Consider the following 17,604-nt stretch of genomic DNA (forward strand, 5'->3'; position numbering starts at 1 on the left):
AACACTGTTTTGCAATAGAAAATTATTCCGTCCCGGAACCGGGGCGGGAGGCATTGGTGCCGGCCGCAAAAGGCAAGGCTGGCTAAAACAGGCTGCCCTGTTCGGGCGGTTTTGCCTTCGATACAGGCTTCTTGCGGGCCGGTTTCGGCTTTGCCGCCTTTGGCTTTGCTGTATTGGGCTCTGCCGGCGACGGGCCGGGCGTACTGTCGCCTGTGACAGCGCTGATACGGCCATCGGCAAACTCGATTTCGATACCGGTGGCAGGGCCAAGGCCTTCGGCCCGGGAGACGGGCCGGTTTTCCCCATCGCGGATCACGGCAAAGCCGCGGGCCAGCACATTCTTGTAGGACAGTGAGTTCAAGACCCGGTGCTGGCTGGCCAGGGCGGCACGGTGGGTTTTCATGTTGGCCGCGATCGCCGTGTCGGCACGTGCGGTGAGAACCTGGATCTGCTCGCGGTCTCGCGCCACCATCATGGAAAGCCGCTGCGGCATGCCCGAAAGCCCGGAAACGCTGCGCTCGAACGTCCGCCGCTTGTTGATGGTGTTGAGTTCCAGCGCCCGGCCCAGCCGCAGACCGGCCTCGTCAAAACGGCGGCGCGGCAGCGCCAGCAACTGGTCGAGCGATGGCAGGCCGCGCGCAAGACCGGTCAGGGTCTGGCGGCGGAAATCCATCAGCCGGGTCATTGCCGAGGCAAGCCTTGCGGATGTGCGCGCCTGATCTGCGACAAGCTCCGCCTTGACGGGAACGGCACGTTCGGCGGCCCCCGTCGGCGTCGGTGCGCGATAATCGGCGGCGTGGTCAATCAGGGTCCAGTCGGTCTCGTGCCCGACAGCGGAAATCAGCGGGATATCGCTCTCATAAGCCGCCCGCACCACGGCCTCGTCGTTGAAACCCCAGAGGTCTTCCAGCGAACCGCCGCCGCGCGCGACGATCAGCACATCCGGCCGCTTGACCGGCCCATCGGGCGCGCAGGCATTGAAGCCGCGTATGGCCGCCGCCACGGCATCGCCGGAACCTTCGCCCTGAACCTTGACCGGCCAGACCACGACATGAACGGGGAAGCGATCGGTGATGCGGTGCAGAATATCGCGGATGACCGCGCCGGTCGGCGACGTCACGACACCGACGACCCGGGGCATGAACGGGATCGGCTTCTTGGCTTCGGCGTCAAAAAGCCCTTCGGCGGCAAGCTTCTTGCGCCGCTCTTCCAGAAGCGCCATCAGCGCGCCGGCGCCCGCAGGCTCCAGCGATTCCACCACGATCTGGTATTTCGAGGCGCCGGGGAAGGTGGTGACCTTGCCGGTGGCAATCACCTCCATGCCTTCTTCCGGCTTGATCTTCAGTCCCGAAAAAACGCCCCGCCAGATGACGGCGTCAATGCGCGCCCGCTCATCCTTCAGCGAGAAATAGGCATGGCCGGACGAATGCTGTCCGCGAAAGCCCGAGATTTCGCCACGCAGGCGTATCCGGTCGAAACGGTCTTCGACCGTGCGCTTGATGGAGCCGGAAAGCTCCGAAACGGTGAACTCGGTCAGATTGCCGGCTGATTCGGTGTCAAACAGATTGCTCATGGCGCCAGTCTAACCGATCTGCCCACGTCTTTCACCGGTGACCGCCTTTGGTTTTGGCGATCACCGGGTGAGAGCGTTTGCCGTGTTTACTCGTTGATCAGCCGCTTCAAAAGCTCGACTTCCTGCGAAAGCTTCTGATCCTGTTCCAGAAGATCCTCGATCTTGCGCACGGCATGCAGAACCGTGGTGTGATCGCGGCCGCCGAACCGTCTTCCGATTTCGGGGAAGGAGCGCGGGGTCATGGTCTTGGCAAGGAACATCGCGATCTGGCGCGGCTTCACGATAACCCGCGTGCGACGGTTGGAAACGAGCTCCTGTCGCGTCACGCAGTAATGACGGGCGACAACGCGCTGGATATCCTCGATCCGAACCCGGCGGGGCTCGCCCGTGCCGACCAGATGGACCAGCAGTTCGTCAACGCGCTCGATCGAAAGGTCGGGTTCGAAGGACCGGCGGAAAAGCAGCTGGTTGAAGGCGCCTTCCAGTTCGCGGCCGCTTGCCGTCACCTTGCCGGCAACATGCTCGAGCACGCTTGTGGGAATGTCGATGGACGGATCTTCCTGCTGGGCCAGAAACAGCCGGCGCTTCAGCATTTCGAGCCGCATGGCATAGTCGGGCGCTTCGATTTCAAGCGAGACGCCGCCGGTCAGGCGGGAGCGAACACGCGGATCGAGCGATTCCAGCTCCCAGGGCGCGCGGTCGGCGGCAACGACGACCTGCTTGGCACTGTCGAGCAGCGTGTTGAGGAGATGGCAGAATTCGTGCTGGATCATCTTGCCCTGCAGGAACTGCATGTCATCGATCACCAGAAGGTCGATATTGCGCAGTGAGTCCTTCAGCGTCAGCGCGTCGTTGTCGCGAATGGCCGTGGCAAATTTCCACATGAAATATTCGGCTGTCAGATAGACCACGCGCTGCTTGTCCGGCGAGGCCAGTGCGGCATTGGCGATGGCCTGCAGCAGATGGGTCTTGCCCAGTCCGACAGAGGAATGGATGAACAGCGGGTTGAAGCGCACGGCTGCCATGCCCGATTCCGCAATCGTCTTGGCGGCTGCAAAGGCAACGCGGTTGGACGACCCTTCGACGAAGCTGTCAAAGGTGAAGAAAGGGTCGAGCGGAGAACCGAAGACGGTCTTGGCGCCACTGTTTACGCCGCGGGCCGGGGTGTTGTCGGGCTCGGGCATCAGCGGCTGGTCGTTCATCGCACGCGGGATCGGCCGGGTGACCGCTGCCTGCTGTACCGGCGCGGATTTCGGCTTTTCCTGCGAAGGCTGCGGCCGCTGCGGGCGCGTTGCCGAACGCACAAGGACCTCGACCTTGAGTACCTGCGGACGCTCGTTGCGGACCAGCTCGCCGAGCAGGTCGATATAATGGTTGTTGATCCACGATTTCAGAAACGCGGTCGGAACCGAAAAACGAATGACGCTCTTGGAGGACGATTGCAGCTTCAGCCGGCCGAACCAGCTTGCATAGACATCGGCACCCACATGGGCCTTGAGCGCTGTGCAGAAGCGCTCGAAAAACTGATTGTCGGTGTTCAAGTCCGCGTCCGGTGTTTCATCATGCTCCCCGTTATAGACCTCCGAAATGCCCGCATCGTGCCCATTGCCCGGAGCTCCCGTTCTCGTTCTCATTCCTTGCCGCCTTTCAAACTCATCACCCTGGCGCAAGCGAAAAATGCGCTTGCAGCCTTTTTCCCTGGGGCCTTTTTTTTAAAAAAGGCCTTTCGTTGAATTCCCGGTCATTGCCGGGTTTGGGACAGCCCTCACCAACAGCGTCACCTCCTCGTAAAAGATGATGCCGGCGGTAAAGTGTCCGGTCAGTCGATTGTATTTGCCCCCGTGTACCCTCGTGCGCTTTACTGCCTTCAGAAAAAAGACATAGAATATCCAGCCCGGATTTCGTGAAGAAAACCAGGACACAACCTGAAATTGTCGGAAAGACGAAGTCGAAACGACTACGCTTCCAGCTTCGGGAAGACAACACGCCCATTGAGAGCGTGCCCCTCCCGATAGGCTCGGGAGCTCAATCCGTCCGCTGATGTGAGACGCATTTAGGCAAGAACGCCGGGTAATTTCAACAGGGATTTTTCACCGAATCGGCGTTGCCAGCATTGACTCGTAGTGGCGATTTTGACTCACGCGCCAAGGCTCAAAAAGAATCGCTGTTGAATCAATTAGATTCAGAAATGGCTCATTTTTCGAGGCTGATTCTGGCCCGAAAAAATAAATTGACTTGACGCGTTTTGGCGTCGCGATTTCCGGCTGAAAATGGTTGAAATGTGGCGTACCTTCTGCAACCGATTGATATCACATGAAAAAAGCGGTCATTTTTTTGACATCTGTCTGAAACGCAATTGTCACGAAGGGCAAGCCTATGAAGAAAAACAAAAAACCCGGCACATGGCCGGGTTCTAATATTAGATGATGCTGTTTCGCTGTTATGCGGACAGCGTCTTCACGCGCTGTGCCAGACGCGAAACTTTCCGCGAGGCCGTATTCCGGTGCAGGACACCCTTGCTGGCGGCGCGTGCGATTTCCGGCTCGGCTGCCTTCAGGGCTTCCTGCGCCTGCGTGGCATCACCGGCTGCGAGCGCCTCTTCAACCTTGCGGACGAAGCCGCGAACACGCGAGCGGCGGGACTTGTTGATGGCGGTACGGCGGGCCATTTTGCGCGTCGCCTTTTTCGCCGAAGTTGTATTGGCCATTTAAAGTCTCTCTTCGAATTTGGTCGCAAGCTCCGACATCGGCGGCGCGCCGTAAGGCTCAGATCGCTTTTTTGCCGGAAGCAATTGATGAAGCTGTCATCAGCTTTCAACTCTGTGGGCGGGCATATAAAGGCAAACGGACTGTCCGTCAATGTACAATTGTTGAAAAGTCCCGCCGAAAACCGCGTATACCCGTGTTACACGGCGCATTGCGACGTGTCGCGCCATTGTCATTATGCCGGCGCGTTCTAGAATTCAAGTCGGAGATAATGTCATCCGGCGCCTGTTCCGGCCGGCGCCAGCACAACAGGTAATGAATATGCGTGTCACAGTCTTTTCGGCAAAACCCTATGACGAGGAATTCCTGAAGGCCGCCAATGAGGGGCGCCACGATCTGATCTTCACCGAGGCGGCGCTGCATGCACCGACGGCGAAGATCGCGGCCGGCACCAAGGCGGTCTGCGCCTTTGTCAACGACGATCTCGGCGCTTCGACACTGTCGGAGCTGAAAAAGGCCGGAGTGAAACTCGTGGCGCTTCGATGTGCCGGCTTCAACCGGCTCGACCTGACGGCGGCGGATCATCTTCATATGGCAACCGCCCGTGTGCCGTCTTATTCGCCCTATGCCATTGCCGAACATACGTTGGCGCTGGTGATGACACTGAACCGCAAGATCCACCGCGCCTATAACCGGGTGCGCGAGGGCAATTTCGCCTTGAACGGGCTTCTCGGTTTCGATCTGCATGGCAAGACGGTCGGGGTTGTCGGTACCGGGGGGATAGGCCGCAATGTGATGCGCGCTTTCAGCGGATTCGGCTGCGAGATTCTTGCCTTCGATCCCTATCCCAACGAGGAGGCCGTGGCGCTCGGAGCGCGGTATGTGGACAAGGACGAGCTCCTCGAACGCTCCGAGATCATCACGCTGCACTGCCCGCTGACACCGGAAACGCGGCACTTCATCGACGAGGCGGCGATCAGCGCCATGCAGCGCTGCCGTATGCTGGTCAACACCAGCCGCGGCGGGGTCGTCGATACGCTTGCCGTCATCGACGGGCTGAAATCGGGAAAAATCGGCGCGCTGGCGCTGGATGTCTATGAAGAAGAGGAAGACCTGTTTTTCCGGGACCTGTCCTCGACCGTGATCCGCGACGATATTTTTGCCCGGCTGCTGACATTTCCCAATGTGCTGATCACCGGTCACCAGGGGTTCTTCACCGAGGAGGCCCTTTATAATATCGCCCACACCACCATCGCCAATATCACCGCTTTTGAGGAGAAGGGCACGGCGCTCCATCCGATCGAGCGGCGCTGAGCGTCGCTAGCCTTTCTGGCAGGCCGGGCAATAGAAGGTCGAGCGGCCGGACTGGACGGCACGCGCAATCGTGCCGTTGCAGTCTTCATGCGGGCAGGGCGTGCCGGTGCGGTCGTAGACGGAGAAGGAATGCTGGAAATAGCCCAGTGTTCCGTCGGTCTTGCGGTGGTCGCGCAATGTCGAGCCTCCGGCCTCGATTGCCTCGGCGATCACGTCGCGGATGGCGGGTACAAGCCGTTTCAGCCCTTCGCGCGGTTTGCCCGACGGCGTGACGAGATGGCTGGCGGCGCGAAACGGCGAAAGCCGGGCTCGCCAAAGCGCCTCGCAGACATAGATATTGCCGAGACCGGCAATATTGCGCTGGTCGAGCAGGGCGGATTTGATCGCCTGGGATTTGCCGGCAAAACGGCGGGCGAGGAAATCTGCATCGAGACTGTTGCCGGTCGGTTCCGGCCCGAGGCCGGCAAAGCTCGGATCGGCTTCGAGCATGGTTTTGGGGGCCAGTTTGATGAAACCGAAGCGGCGCGGGTCATTATAGATGATGCGCCGTGCCGGTAGTCCACCCAGCTGGAACACCACATGATCATGCAGCGTGTTGACATTGCGGGGCGTGTGAAACCGGCCCGGCACGTGTTCCGCGTCATGGTCTTCGACCCGGTAGGAACCCGACATGCCGAGATGGGCAATGATCGTCATGTCGTTGTCGAGGTCGATCAGCAGATATTTCGCGCGCCGTCCAAGGGCGATGATCGTCCTGTTTTCCACAGTCTCGACAAGGTTTTCGGGGAAGGGAAAGCGCAGGTCTGCGCGGTTCAGCACAAGCTTTTCGATCCGGCGGCCCTCCATGGCAGGCGCCAGTCCGCGGCGGACGGTTTCGACTTCGGGCAGTTCCGGCATGTTATTTTAAGCCTTTGGCGTTTCGCTTTTTTCCGTTTCGGTTTATAGCCGCACTGTCGGCAGGCGGCAGCAATAGCGCAAGGTTTCAGGTTTCGCTATGGTCGCCTGAAATTTCAATCGGGTAACAGATAGGTGCGAACATGGCGCAAAGCCGGACCGGTTCGAACGGCGGTATGGAAACCTCCTTCGGCTTCAAGGATGTCGCCGACGGTGAAAAGCAGCCGCTCGTCAACGACGTGTTTCACAAGGTCGCCAAGCGCTACGACGTCATGAACGACCTGATGTCGATGGGCCTGCATCGCGCCTGGAAAGACGGCGTGGTGAGCGCGCTCAATCCGCCGCCGGACCCGGATTATCGCGTGCTCGACGTTGCCGGCGGCACCGGCGATATCGCCTTCCGCATCGTCAAGGCATCGCGCGGCATGGCGAAAGCGACCGTGCTCGATATCAACGGCTCGATGCTCACCGTCGGTGAGGAGCGGGCGAAGAAGAAGGGGATTTCCGACAATCTCACCTTTGTTGAAGCCAATGCCGAGGACCTGCCCTTCGACGACAAGAGCTTTGACGCCTATACGATCGCTTTCGGCATTCGCAATGTGCCGCATATCGACAAGGCGCTGTCGGAGGCCTACCGCGTCCTGAAGCGGGGCGGGCGGCTTCTGGTGCTGGAATTTTCCGAGGTCGAGGCCCCGATCCTCGACAAGGTCTACGATCTCTGGTCCTTCCATGCCATTCCGATGGTCGGCAAGGTGGCTGCGGGCGACGGCGAGCCTTATCGCTATCTGGTCGAATCGATCCGCAAATTCCCGAGCCAGCAGGATTTTGCTTCCATGATCGAGCGCGCCGGTTTCTCGCGCGTCAAATTCACCAATTATTCGGGCGGCATTGCCGCACTTCATTCAGGCTGGAAGCTTTAGGCACGGCTCATGAGCGCGTTTCGATCCTATTTCAATCTCCTCGGCGTGGGCTGGGTGCTCGCCCGCGAAGGCGTGATCAATGCGCTTCCGTCGGACGGACTGCCGGCTTATGTGCGGCTGGTCAAGGCGCTGCTCGTGCCCTTTGCCCGGCCGAGCGCGCGCAAGAAGGACCGCTCGGACCGGCTCGGCAAGGCGATTTCGCGGCTTGGTCCCTCCTATGTGAAGATGGGCCAGTTTCTGGCAACCCGGCCCGATGTGGTCGGCGATGGCTTTGCCAATGATCTGGCGCAGCTTCAGGACCGGATGCCGTTCTTCTCGGTCGAGGCATCGAAAGCCACCATCCGCAATTCCCTCGGCCGCCCGGTGGATGACCTTTACACCGCCTTCGGCGATCCGATTGCCGCCGCCTCGATTGCGCAGGTGCATCCCGCCGAAGTGACCGACCGCGAAGGCCGCCGGCAGAAGGTGGCCGTCAAGGTGATCCGCCCCGGCATCCGCCAGCGGTTTCAGGAAGACCTCGGCGCGATGTATCTGGTCTCACGCATGCAGGAGCGTTTCATCCGCTCTAGCCGCCGGCTGCGCCCGGTCGATATCACCCGCACGCTGGAACAGACCACCAGGATCGAGATGGATTTGCGCCTCGAGGCCGCAGCCATTTCCGAGATGACGGAAAACACCGCTGACGATCCGGGTTTCCGTCTGCCGAAAGTGGACTGGGAGCGTACCGGCCGCGACGTCGTGACCATGGAATGGATCGACGGCGTCAAGATGTCGGACCTTGAGGGGCTGAAGGCGGCAGGCCACAATCTCGAGGAACTGGCCGTCACCCTGATCCAGTCCTTCCTGCGCCATACGCTGCGCGACGGCTTCTTTCATGCCGACATGCACCCCGGCAATCTGTTCGTTGACAATGAAGGCATGATTGTCGCCGTCGACATGGGCATTGTCGGCCGGCTCGGAAAGAAGGAAAAGCGGGTGCTTGCCGAAATCCTCTACGGCTTCATCACCCGCGATTATATTCGCGTTGCCGAAGCGCATTTCGAGGCAGGCTATGTGCCGGCCCATCATAACAAGGCCTCGTTCGCGCAGGCTGTGCGCGCCATCGGCGAGCCGATCCACGGCCAGTCAGCGGAAACCATTTCGATGGGCAAGCTTCTGACGCTGCTGTTCGAGATCACCGAAATCTTCGACATGTCGACCCAGACCCAGCTGATCAACCTGCAGAAAACCATGGTGGTGGTGGAGGGCGTGTCACGCATGCTCGATCCGCATTTCAACATGTGGAAGGCCTCTGAACCGGTGGTCGGCAAGTGGATCGAGGACAATCTCGGGCCGAAGCGCGTGCTCTCGGATATGCGCGACGGTTTTCACGCGGCGCTGAAACTGGCCGAAGCCATACCGGAAATCGCCGACAAGACGGAGAAATTCCACAACGAGGTCATCGCCATGAGCGAGAAGGGCCTGCGTTTCGACGAAAGCACCGCCGAGGCGATCGGCAAGGCGGAGGCGCGGCATACGCGTTCGGGCCGGGTCGCGCTGTGGCTGATTGCGCTGGTGATGATCTATCTGGCTGGCGTGGCGTCGTTCAAGTGGCTGGGGTAGGGCGCAATGACCGTAATTTCGCTGAGAGAGGTGCATTGCCATCGCCGTTCTCCTCTCTTTCAGGCGTCATCCTCGGGCTTGACCCGAGGATCCAATCACGTTGCAACGTGCGCAGAGATGCTGGTTGAACGGCAGAATGCGAACAAACCCACTCCGTCATTGTGGCTGTCGTGGATAGATTCTCGGGTCAAGCCCGAGAATGACGCAAGTGGGAACGAGTGGGAGACCGCTTCGAACCTGTCGCGTGCAGCCAATACTGACCTTTGCTGTCGGTGGCATTTTCCCCCTTATTCCATGGAGCAAAGCTGATGCGCATCGGCGGGCGCCTTGCAGGCGCAATTGAAATTCTGGCAGACGTTGAAGAGCGGCGGCGGCCGATTGCCAGTGCGCTGAAGGATTGGGGCACGGCGCATCGGTTTGCCGGTTCCGGCGACCGCGCGGCAATCGGCAACATTGTCTATGACGCGCTGCGGCTGAAGCTTTCCCATGCCTTTATGATGGATGACGACAGCCCGGCCGCACTTGCTCATGCGGTGCTGTTTCGCCAGTGGGGGATTGCGCCGGAAGCGCTTGCCGAACGGCTGGACGGCGACAAGTTCGCGCCGGAGCCTTTGCCCGAAGCCACTCTTGCGGCCTTTGCCAGCCGTGATCTTGCCGACGCGCCGGACGCGGTTCGCGGTGATCTTCCGGAATGGATACTGCCCTCGTTTCGGGAAAATTTTGCCGAAGACTGGCTTGGAGAGGCCGAAGCCCTGAACCTGCGTCCGCCGCTGGATCTGCGCGTCAACACGCTGAAGGCCACGCGGGAGAAGGTGCTGAAGGCGCTCAGCCGTTCAGGGGCGGCGGCTGGAGCGATCGCGCCGGAGGCCATCCGCATTCCGCCGGGAAGCGGACCGGACCGGTTGCCCAATGTCACCGCCGAACTGTCCTTTCAGAAGGGCTGGTTCGAGGTGCAGGATCAGGGATCGCAGATCGTTTCCAAAATGGTCGGGGCGAAGGCCGGCGATCAGGTGCTCGATTTCTGTGCCGGCGGCGGCGGCAAGACGCTGGCGCTTGCAGCCGCGATGGACAATGCCGGTCAGGTCCACGCCTATGATGCCGACCGCACGCGGCTTGCGCCGATCATCGAGCGGCTGAAACGGGCGGGCACGCGCAATGTTCAGGTGCATGATGCGCTTGAGGGGCTTTCCGGGCTTGAAGAGCGTTTCGACCGCGTTCTGGTCGATGCGCCGTGCACGGGAACCGGCACATGGCGGCGGCGGCCGGATATCAAATGGCGGCTTTCGGAAAAGAACCTGGAAGAGCGCATGGCCCAGCAGGCCGAGGTGCTGGCGGAAGCGTCGCGGTTCGTCAAACCGGGCGGGCAGCTCGTCTATGTGACATGCTCGCTTCTGCCGGAGGAAAACCAGGGCCGGATCGCCGGTTTTCTGGCCAGCGATGCCGGCAGTGCATTCGAACCTGTCGATATGGAAACGATGTGGTCCACGACCTTTCCCGGCATTGAGGCCAGACCGTATTTTCCTGTCCGCGGCGCTGTCACATTGACGCCGGCTGCAACCGGAACCGATGGTTTCTTTTGCGCAATACTGGATCGTAAGGCTTAAATTACATTATTCATCTGCGATAATAATCAGGTTAAACTGACGCCGGGTATTCTCTATTTGTGTCGATAACTGGATTGTTTGACACAAGTTTGGTTTTCCTTCATGTAGACCCGATCTATCAAGTGTGAACTCATTGAAGGAGAGGGATTTCATGAAACGCACGACCCAACTGCGCCTTGCGCTGTCCGCATTTGCGGCTTCCACCGCATTTGTGGCCATGCCGGCGCTTTCGGCAGATGTGACCCCGGAGGACGTCGTCAAGCATTATGCCGACGTGGCGCATGCCAAATATCAGGATTCGCTGACAACGGCGAAGGAACTCGATACGGCAATCCAGGCCTTCATCGAAAACCCGAGCGAAGAAACGCAGGCCGCTGCCAAGGATGCCTGGCTTGCCGCCCGCGTTCCTTATCAGCAGACCGAGGTTTACCGTTTCGGCAACCCGGCCGTCGACGACTGGGAAGGCAAGGTCAATGCCTGGCCGCTGGATGAAGGCCTGATCGATTATGTCGACGCCTCCTACGGCATGGAGAGCGACGAGAACACGCTTTACACCGCCAATGTCATCGCCAATCCGGAAATCGAGATCAATGGCGAGGCCGTCGATGCGACCGAGATCACGCCGGATCTGCTGGCCAACACGCTGCATGAGGCCGGTGGGATCGAAGCCAATGTCGCGACCGGTTATCACGCCATCGAATTCCTGCTGTGGGGCCAGGACCTGAATGGCACGGATGAAGGTGCGGGCCAGCGCTCCTACTCGGATTACCTGACGGGCGATGATTGCACCAACGGCAATTGCGACCGCCGCGCCGCCTATCTTTTGGCTGCATCCGAACTGCTGATCTCCGATCTGGAAGACATCGTGGCGGCCTGGGAACAGGGCGGCGAGGCTTATGCCTATGTCACCGAAGACCCGACCGTCGGCGTTTCCGCGATCCTGACGGGTATGGGCTCGCTTTCCTATGGTGAGCTTGCCGGCGAGCGCATGAAGCTCGGCCTTTTGCTGCACGATCCGGAAGAAGAGCATGATTGCTTTTCCGACAACACCCATGCCTCGCATCTGAACGATGCCATCGGCATCCTGCAGGCCTATACCGGCGATTATGTGCGTGTTGACGGCACGGAAATGAGCGGCGCTTCGGTTTCCGATCTCGTTGCCGCCAATGACCCGGCGCTGGACGAGGAAATCAAGGCAAAGCTGGTCGACACGGTCGACGCAATGGAAGCCATGGCGACGCGTGCCCAGACGGTCGAAGCCTATGACCAGATGATCGGCGAAGGCAATGACGAGGGCAACGCCACCGTTCAGGCCGCAATCGACGGCCTGATTGCCCAGACCCCGTCGATCGAGCGGGCGATTGCAGCGCTGGAGCTTGGCCAGATCGAGCTGGAAGGCTCCGACAGCCTGGACAATCCGGACGCTGTCTTCCAGTAAGACTTGGAGCCGGGGCTGGCCTTTTCGAGCATCTGTTGATGTTTGCCCGGAGGCCTGCCCCGACCTCAGCGTCATCCTCCGGCTTGACCCGAGGATGACGCCGGAGAGGCGATTTGGCCTGTCATGCGTCTCGCAGGATCGGCTAGGCACAGGCGGCGCAAACCTGTCTGGCAATGATGAGCAGGGGGAACAGCCGGAATGGTATGGCAGAAATGAAACGGTATCTTCTGGTGGTTCTCGCCACCGCTCTTTGTCCCGTGGTGGCGTTTGCAGACGACTGGACGCCACCCACCGAACGCACCGATCTGACACCCAAGGACGTGAAGCGGGTGGAAAGCGTTACCCGGCCGACGACGGATTTTTCCAAGCCCGAACGGTTCGAGACCATGCAGGGCGGGGCGGCAACGACAAAGGCCACCGTCAACCGCGATGTGTTCTCGCAGTCATCGGAAAACATCACCTTTGCCGAAGAAGAAACCTTCAAGCTCGGCAATGCCCTGTTTCGCAAGTTCTGGGTGTCCTCGCCGTCATCCACGCAGGCTTCCGACGGGCTTGGCCCGCTTTTCAACGCGCGCTCCTGTCAAAGCTGTCACCTGAAGGACGGGCGCGGTCATCCGCCGGAAGGCGACAGCGACGCGACCTCGATGTTCCTGCGACTGGCGCGGCCCGCCCGCACGCCGGAAGAGCAGGCGCGCATCGACAGCTACGAGACCATCAATTTTCCCGACGCGGTCTATGGCGGCCAGTTTCAGGACTTTGCCGTGCCCGGCCTTGCCGCCGAAGGTCATATGAAGATCGATTATGCGGAAAAGCCGTTCACACTGGGCGATGGCACGGTCGTTTCCCTGCGCGAGCCGACCTACAGCGTGACCGATCTTGCCTATGGCCCCATGGGCGAGGATACGACGCTTTCGCCGCGCATCGCCAACCAGATGATCGGCATGGGGCTGATCCAGGCGATCCATCCCGCCGATATTCTGGCCAGGGCCGATCCCGATGACGCAGATGGCGACGGTATTTCCGGCCGTCCGGCGATCGTCAGCGATCATCGCACCGGCGACGTCAAGCTCGGCCGGTTCGGCTGGAAGGCGCAGAACGCATCCGTTCGCGACCAGTCTTCCGGCGCCTTTTCCGGCGATATCGGCATTTCCTCGCCCGATGCGCCCAATCACTGGGGCGATTGTTCCGAAACCGAGGCCGATTGTCTGGCGATGCCGCATGGCGCCCAGCCCCGTCTCGGCGAAACGGAAGCGCCCGATCCGGTGATGGAACTGGTGACGTTTTATTCCGAAAATCTGGCGGTTCCCGCGCGTCGCGATGTTGACGATCCCGAGGTGCTGCGCGGCAAACAGGTATTTTACGAGGCCGGCTGCACGTCCTGCCATACGCCGAAATACGTCACCAGCCGCGATGCGGAAAACGCGGCCCACCGCTTCCAGCTGATCTGGCCCTATTCCGATTTCCTGCTGCATGATATGGGCGAAGGACTTGCCGATCATCAGCAGGTGGGCGTTGCCGACGGCTATGAATGGCGCACCGCGCCGCTCTGGGGCACGGGGCTGACGGAGGTTGTCAGCGGCCATTCCTTCTTCCTGCATGATGGCCGGGCGCGCAACCGCACCGAGGCAATCCTCTGGCATGGCGGCGAAGCGGAAGACGCACGCGACAATTTCGCCAATGCCTCGAAAGAGGATAGAGATGCACTGATCAAATTCCTGGAATCGCTGTGAGACATGAGGTCGCTGTGAGACATCTTGCCGGAACCGCCTTCGCCGTCCTTGTCGCGCTGCCTTTGGGCGCAGGCTCCGCCCGGGCCATGAACGAAGACGCCGTGCCGATGGTGCTGGAAAAGGCCGTCGACGGCTTCATCCGCCCCGGCTACCACGCCTTCGAACAGGCCACCGGCGCCATGGCCTCGGCCATGAACGCCTTCTGCGCCGCGCCCGCTGAGGCGACCTATGGCGAGGCGACGGCAAGCTTTGACGCACTGGTCGGCGCATGGTCGCATATCGAGATCGTGCGCACAGGCCCGGTGATCGACGATCATCGCTTCGAGCGCATCCTGTTTTATCCCGACCGCAAGAGCATCGGTCTGAAACAGGTGCAGGCGGCGATTATCGAGAAGGATGAAACCGCCACCGACCCCGGTTACCTGCCGGAAAAAAGCGTTGCCATGCAGGGGCTGCTGGCGCTCGAATTCGTGCTGTTCGGCACGCAATACGAGACCATGTTCGATGGGCCGGAAACCTATCGCTGCCGCTACGGCGCGGCGATTGCAGAGAATATCGACACGATTGCCGGCGAACTGGCCGCAGAATGGGACGCGCCCGACGGCGTTGCCGCCCACTGGAAGAACCCCGGCCCGGACAATCCGCTGTTTCGCACCGATGACGAGGCGTTGACGGCGCTGCTCGGCGTGCTGGTGCACGGCATGGAGACCGTGCGCGACTACCGCATTGAATATTTCTATCGCGGCGAGGACGGGCCGAATATTCCCACCCGCGCGATCTACTGGCGCTCGGAAAACACCTGGCCCTCGATTCTGGCCAATCTTGAAGGGCTTCAGAACCTGCTCAACGAGTCGGACATGGTCGACCTGCTGGATGAAGACGTGCGTTCCATCGTCTCCTCCATCAACTTCCTGTTTGCCTCGGTCGAAGGCGTGGTTGGCGATATGAACCCGGATATCGAGGTCGTGCTTTCCGATCCCGACCAGATTGCCAAGCTCGACTACCTGCTGATCAACACCAAGGACCTGATCCTCAGGCTCAACGACCGCTATGGCGGCGCAATCGGCCTTGGCGCGGGCTTTTCCTTTTCCGACGGGGACTGACGCCATGCGTTCGGGGCTCGTGGATCGTCGCAGCTTCGTGAAGGCCGCCGGCGCGGCTTTCCTGGCGGGACTTGCCCCATCGGCCGCCTTTGCGCTGTCGCGCGCCGATGCGGTTTATGCCACCGGCATTCGCAAACCCGACCGCAGCTTTGCGCTTGCGCTGATGAGCGAGGGCGGCGACTTCATCGCCGAAATCGAACTGCCGGACCGCATTCACGGCCTTGCAGCCTCGCCGGTAACGGGGCAGGTGGCGGCTTTTGCGCGCCGCCCCGGCACGTTCATTCTGGTGTTTTCGCCCGACGGCCGCGGCAGCCGGGCCATCATCCCCGCGGCCGACGACCGGCATTTTTACGGTCACGGCACTTTTTCGCCGGATGGACGGTTTCTCTACGCCAGTGAAAACGATTTCGAGACCCGCCGTGGCGTGATCGGCATCTATGATGGCCGCAACGGCTTCATGCGGATCGGGGAATATCCGACCTACGGCATCGGCCCGCATGATCTGGCGGTCTCGCCGGACGGGCGTTTTCTGGTCGCGGCCAATGGCGGCATCGAGACGCATCCGGATTTTGGCCGCACGAAACTCAATCTCGACCATATGGAGCCGTCGCTGGCGCTGATCGACGCGGCCTCGGGCGCGCTTGTCGAAAGGCATGACCTGCCGGTCGGTCTCAGCCAGCTGTCGACGCGGCATCTGGCGGTGGGAGAGGCCGGGCGCGTCTGGTTTGCCTGCCAGTATGAGGGCCCGCGCAATGCGCTGCCGCCGCTTGCCGGCCGTTTCGCGCCGGGCGAGGCGCTTTCCTTTGCCGCATTGCCGGAAGATGTGACGGTCGGCCTTGGCAATTATGTCGGCGCCATTGCCTATAATCCGCGTGACGGGCTGATCGGCCTGTCATCGCCGAAAGGCGCGGGCATGGTGGTAACGCTTGATGAGGCCTCCGGCAAACTGCTGTCATCGCGCACGCTTACCGATGCGGCGGGCATTGCGCCGGCGCTTCACGGCTTTGCCGTCGGCACCTATGCCGGATCGTTCAAGGGCCACCATCATGACGTCGCTTTCGACCAGCATATTCAGCGGCTGACTGGACAACCTCCTGAAGGGCGCTAGATCAGTTTCGCCATGAAAAACATTCTTATCCATGCTGCTTTCATTGTCGGCGTCGTTGTCGCCGGCTTCATCGTCGGCATCGTCAATATCCCGGGCGAATGGTACCAGTCGCTGGCCAAGCCGCCTTTCAACCCGCCGAACTGGGTGTTCGCGCCCGCCTGGAGCCTGCTTTACGTGCTGATCGGCTGGGCCGGCGCCCGGCTTTTTATCGCCCGGCGCGAAACATCGGGCGCGATGACGCTGTGGACCGCGCTTCTGGTGCTCAACCTTGCCTGGTCGCCGCTGTTCTTCGGCATGGAAATGCCGGCGGCGGCTCTTGTCGTGGTGGTGGCGCTTCTGGCCGGTATCCTGCTGTTCATCGCCCGCACCTGGAACAAGGACCGGCTTTCAGCCGCTCTGTTTCTGCCCTATGCAGCCTGGGTTGCCTTCGCAACACTGCTCAATGGCGCGATCGTTTACCTCAATTGATGTTTCCGGCTTGCTGGGACAACCCGGCCGTGCCACTCTCGCGCCTGCGACGAGGTAACGCATGACAAATTTCGAGCGCGGCGATTTTCACGCCCGGATCATGAACAGTTTTGCAAGTCAGGGCGCGATGGAGATGCTCGGGGCCGAGCTTACCCGTATCAGCCATGGCGTGGTCGAGATCGAACTGCCGTTCGACCCGAAGCTGACCCAGCAGCACGGCATTCTCCATGCCGGTGTGATTGCGACGGGGCTGGAGACTGCCTGCACCTATGCGTCCTACACGCTGATCGATACCGATGCCTCGCTGCTGACCATCGAATTCAAGGTCAATCTGCTGTCGCCGGGGCGGGCCGGGCGGTTTCTGTTTCGCGGCGAGGTCACCAAGCCCGGAAGCAACATCATCGTCACCGACGGGCGCGGTTATGCAATGGGGGATGGCCCGGCCAAGCTGATCGCCTCGATGACCGGCACATGCATGGTCGTGCGCGACCGGGAAGGGTTTCAGGGCTAGATGCGGATCGAGACGATTGCGGGAAAGACGGTTCTTTTCGTGATGGCGGCTGATGCCGAATATGGGGAGAAGCTGCGCGCCCGCATCGATCCGCTGATGACGGGTGTCGGGCCGGTGGAAGCGGCAATCGCGCTGACGAAGGCGCTCACCGTTGCAACCGCCGCCAACAGGCCGCCGGCGCTGGTCGTGTCGCTCGGTTCGGCCGGTTCCGCCACGCTGGAACAGACCGAAATCTATCAGGCCGCCTCTGTTTCCTATCGCGACATGGATGCTTCGCCGCTCGGCTTCGAAAAGGGACGGACGCCGTTTCTGGACCTTCCGGCCGAAGTCATCCTGCCGTTTTCAATACCCGGCCTGCCGACGGCACGGCTGTCGAGCGGTGCCAACATCGTCTCCGGTGCGGCCTATCAATCAATCGATGCGGATATGGTCGATATGGAAACCTTCGCGCTTCTGCGGGCCTGCCAGCTGTTTGGCGTGCCGTTGATCGGGCTGCGCGGTATTTCCGATGGCAGGGACGAACTCAAACACGTCACCGACTGGACCCAATATCTGCATATCATCGATGAAAAACTCAGCCATGCCGTTGATCAACTCGAAAGCGCCATTGAAACCGGCGCGATTCCGCTCTAAA

At 60.8% G+C, this 17,604-nt stretch carries 15 protein-coding genes; 11 read left to right on the forward strand and 4 right to left on the reverse strand.

The window, feature by feature from the left end; translation table 11 throughout:
- Nucleotides 1-82 precede the first annotated feature (82 nt).
- The 3 genes from xseA to rpsT form a co-directional block, all read right to left on the reverse strand.
- The gene (xseA, locus tag ABID12_RS11555) at nucleotides 83-1,573 is read right to left on the reverse strand and encodes an exodeoxyribonuclease VII large subunit (RefSeq protein WP_354434323.1); all 1,491 of its coding nucleotides are present in this window, start codon (nucleotides 1,571-1,573) and stop codon (nucleotides 83-85) included.
- A gap of 86 nt (nucleotides 1,574-1,659) precedes the next feature.
- Nucleotides 1,660-3,114, reverse strand: coding sequence for a chromosomal replication initiator protein DnaA (gene dnaA / locus ABID12_RS11560; protein WP_394706090.1), 1,455 nt, complete (start codon nucleotides 3,112-3,114; stop codon nucleotides 1,660-1,662).
- A gap of 899 nt (nucleotides 3,115-4,013) precedes the next feature.
- Nucleotides 4,014-4,280, reverse strand: a complete 267-nt coding sequence (gene rpsT / locus ABID12_RS11565) for a 30S ribosomal protein S20 (RefSeq protein WP_354434324.1) — start codon at nucleotides 4,278-4,280, stop codon at nucleotides 4,014-4,016.
- 319 nt (nucleotides 4,281-4,599) lie between these two features.
- Between rpsT and ABID12_RS11570 the strand changes: the two genes are divergently transcribed.
- Complete coding sequence (locus ABID12_RS11570) at nucleotides 4,600-5,592, forward strand: 2-hydroxyacid dehydrogenase (protein WP_106310674.1); 993 nt, start codon at nucleotides 4,600-4,602, stop codon at nucleotides 5,590-5,592.
- A 6-nt stretch (nucleotides 5,593-5,598) separates the two neighbouring features.
- Here ABID12_RS11570 and mutM read toward each other — a convergent pair whose 3' ends face one another.
- Entirely contained in the window at nucleotides 5,599-6,489 is an 891-nt protein-coding gene (gene mutM, locus ABID12_RS11575) for a bifunctional DNA-formamidopyrimidine glycosylase/DNA-(apurinic or apyrimidinic site) lyase (RefSeq protein WP_354434325.1), read from the reverse strand.
- Nucleotides 6,490-6,629: 140 nt separating this feature from the next.
- Here mutM and ubiE point away from each other — a divergent pair, with 140 nt between their 5' ends.
- From ubiE to ABID12_RS11625, 10 genes are all read left to right on the forward strand, one after another.
- Entirely contained in the window at nucleotides 6,630-7,406 is a 777-nt protein-coding gene (ubiE, locus tag ABID12_RS11580; protein WP_354434326.1) for a bifunctional demethylmenaquinone methyltransferase/2-methoxy-6-polyprenyl-1,4-benzoquinol methylase UbiE, read from the forward strand.
- Between the two features lie 9 nt (nucleotides 7,407-7,415).
- Nucleotides 7,416-9,008 (forward strand): 2-polyprenylphenol 6-hydroxylase, encoded by a 1,593-nt coding sequence (gene ubiB / locus ABID12_RS11585; protein WP_354434327.1) that lies wholly within the window; start codon nucleotides 7,416-7,418, stop codon nucleotides 9,006-9,008.
- Between the two features lie 308 nt (nucleotides 9,009-9,316).
- Nucleotides 9,317-10,612: an RsmB/NOP family class I SAM-dependent RNA methyltransferase gene (locus ABID12_RS11590; protein ID WP_354434328.1), complete on the forward strand. Its 1,296-nt coding sequence runs from the start codon at nucleotides 9,317-9,319 to the stop codon at nucleotides 10,610-10,612.
- Between the two features lie 151 nt (nucleotides 10,613-10,763).
- Nucleotides 10,764-12,050, forward strand: a complete 1,287-nt coding sequence (locus ABID12_RS11595) for an imelysin family protein (RefSeq protein WP_354434329.1) — start codon at nucleotides 10,764-10,766, stop codon at nucleotides 12,048-12,050.
- Nucleotides 12,051-12,253: 203 nt separating this feature from the next.
- Complete coding sequence (locus ABID12_RS11600; protein ID WP_354434330.1) at nucleotides 12,254-13,780, forward strand: di-heme oxidoreductase family protein; 1,527 nt, start codon at nucleotides 12,254-12,256, stop codon at nucleotides 13,778-13,780.
- A gap of 14 nt (nucleotides 13,781-13,794) precedes the next feature.
- Entirely contained in the window at nucleotides 13,795-14,883 is a 1,089-nt protein-coding gene (locus tag ABID12_RS11605; RefSeq protein WP_354434331.1) for an imelysin family protein, read from the forward strand.
- Between the two features lie 4 nt (nucleotides 14,884-14,887).
- On the forward strand, nucleotides 14,888-15,991 hold the full coding sequence (locus ABID12_RS11610; protein ID WP_354434332.1) for a DUF1513 domain-containing protein: 1,104 nt from the start codon (nucleotides 14,888-14,890) through the stop codon (nucleotides 15,989-15,991).
- 12 nt (nucleotides 15,992-16,003) lie between these two features.
- Entirely contained in the window at nucleotides 16,004-16,459 is a 456-nt protein-coding gene (locus tag ABID12_RS11615) for a TspO/MBR family protein (RefSeq protein WP_354434333.1), read from the forward strand.
- Between the two features lie 61 nt (nucleotides 16,460-16,520).
- The gene (locus tag ABID12_RS11620; protein WP_106310503.1) at nucleotides 16,521-16,970 is read left to right on the forward strand and encodes a PaaI family thioesterase; all 450 of its coding nucleotides are present in this window, start codon (nucleotides 16,521-16,523) and stop codon (nucleotides 16,968-16,970) included.
- The gene (locus tag ABID12_RS11625) at nucleotides 16,971-17,603 is read left to right on the forward strand and encodes a 5'-methylthioadenosine/S-adenosylhomocysteine nucleosidase (protein WP_106310506.1); all 633 of its coding nucleotides are present in this window, start codon (nucleotides 16,971-16,973) and stop codon (nucleotides 17,601-17,603) included. It begins immediately after the preceding gene.
- Nucleotide 17,604 lies beyond the last annotated feature (1 nt).

Origin of the sequence: Martelella mangrovi (assembly GCF_040545495.1) — a bacterium.
In the GTDB taxonomy this organism is placed as follows: Bacteria; Pseudomonadota; Alphaproteobacteria; order Rhizobiales; family Rhizobiaceae; genus Martelella; species Martelella mangrovi.

Bases quoted from the DNA above. Each gene is read 5' to 3' on its own strand.
- ubiE (WP_354434326.1), top strand. From the start codon at position 6,630: ATGGCGCAAAGCCGGACCGGTTCGAACGGCGGTATGGAAACCTCCTTC.
- ABID12_RS11610 (WP_354434332.1), top strand. From the start codon at position 14,888: ATGCGTTCGGGGCTCGTGGATCGTCGCAGCTTCGTGAAGGCCGCCGGC.
- ABID12_RS11625 (WP_106310506.1), top strand. From the start codon at position 16,971: ATGCGGATCGAGACGATTGCGGGAAAGACGGTTCTTTTCGTGATGGCG.
- ABID12_RS11595 (WP_354434329.1), top strand. From the start codon at position 10,764: ATGAAACGCACGACCCAACTGCGCCTTGCGCTGTCCGCATTTGCGGCT.
- ABID12_RS11620 (WP_106310503.1), top strand. From the start codon at position 16,521: ATGACAAATTTCGAGCGCGGCGATTTTCACGCCCGGATCATGAACAGT.
- ABID12_RS11600 (WP_354434330.1), top strand. From the start codon at position 12,254: ATGGCAGAAATGAAACGGTATCTTCTGGTGGTTCTCGCCACCGCTCTT.
- xseA (WP_354434323.1), bottom strand. From the start codon at position 1,573: ATGAGCAATCTGTTTGACACCGAATCAGCCGGCAATCTGACCGAGTTC.
- mutM (WP_354434325.1), bottom strand. From the start codon at position 6,489: ATGCCGGAACTGCCCGAAGTCGAAACCGTCCGCCGCGGACTGGCGCCT.
- rpsT (WP_354434324.1), bottom strand. From the start codon at position 4,280: ATGGCCAATACAACTTCGGCGAAAAAGGCGACGCGCAAAATGGCCCGC.
- ABID12_RS11590 (WP_354434328.1), top strand. From the start codon at position 9,317: ATGCGCATCGGCGGGCGCCTTGCAGGCGCAATTGAAATTCTGGCAGAC.
- ABID12_RS11615 (WP_354434333.1), top strand. From the start codon at position 16,004: ATGAAAAACATTCTTATCCATGCTGCTTTCATTGTCGGCGTCGTTGTC.
- ubiB (WP_354434327.1), top strand. From the start codon at position 7,416: ATGAGCGCGTTTCGATCCTATTTCAATCTCCTCGGCGTGGGCTGGGTG.
- ABID12_RS11570 (WP_106310674.1), top strand. From the start codon at position 4,600: ATGCGTGTCACAGTCTTTTCGGCAAAACCCTATGACGAGGAATTCCTG.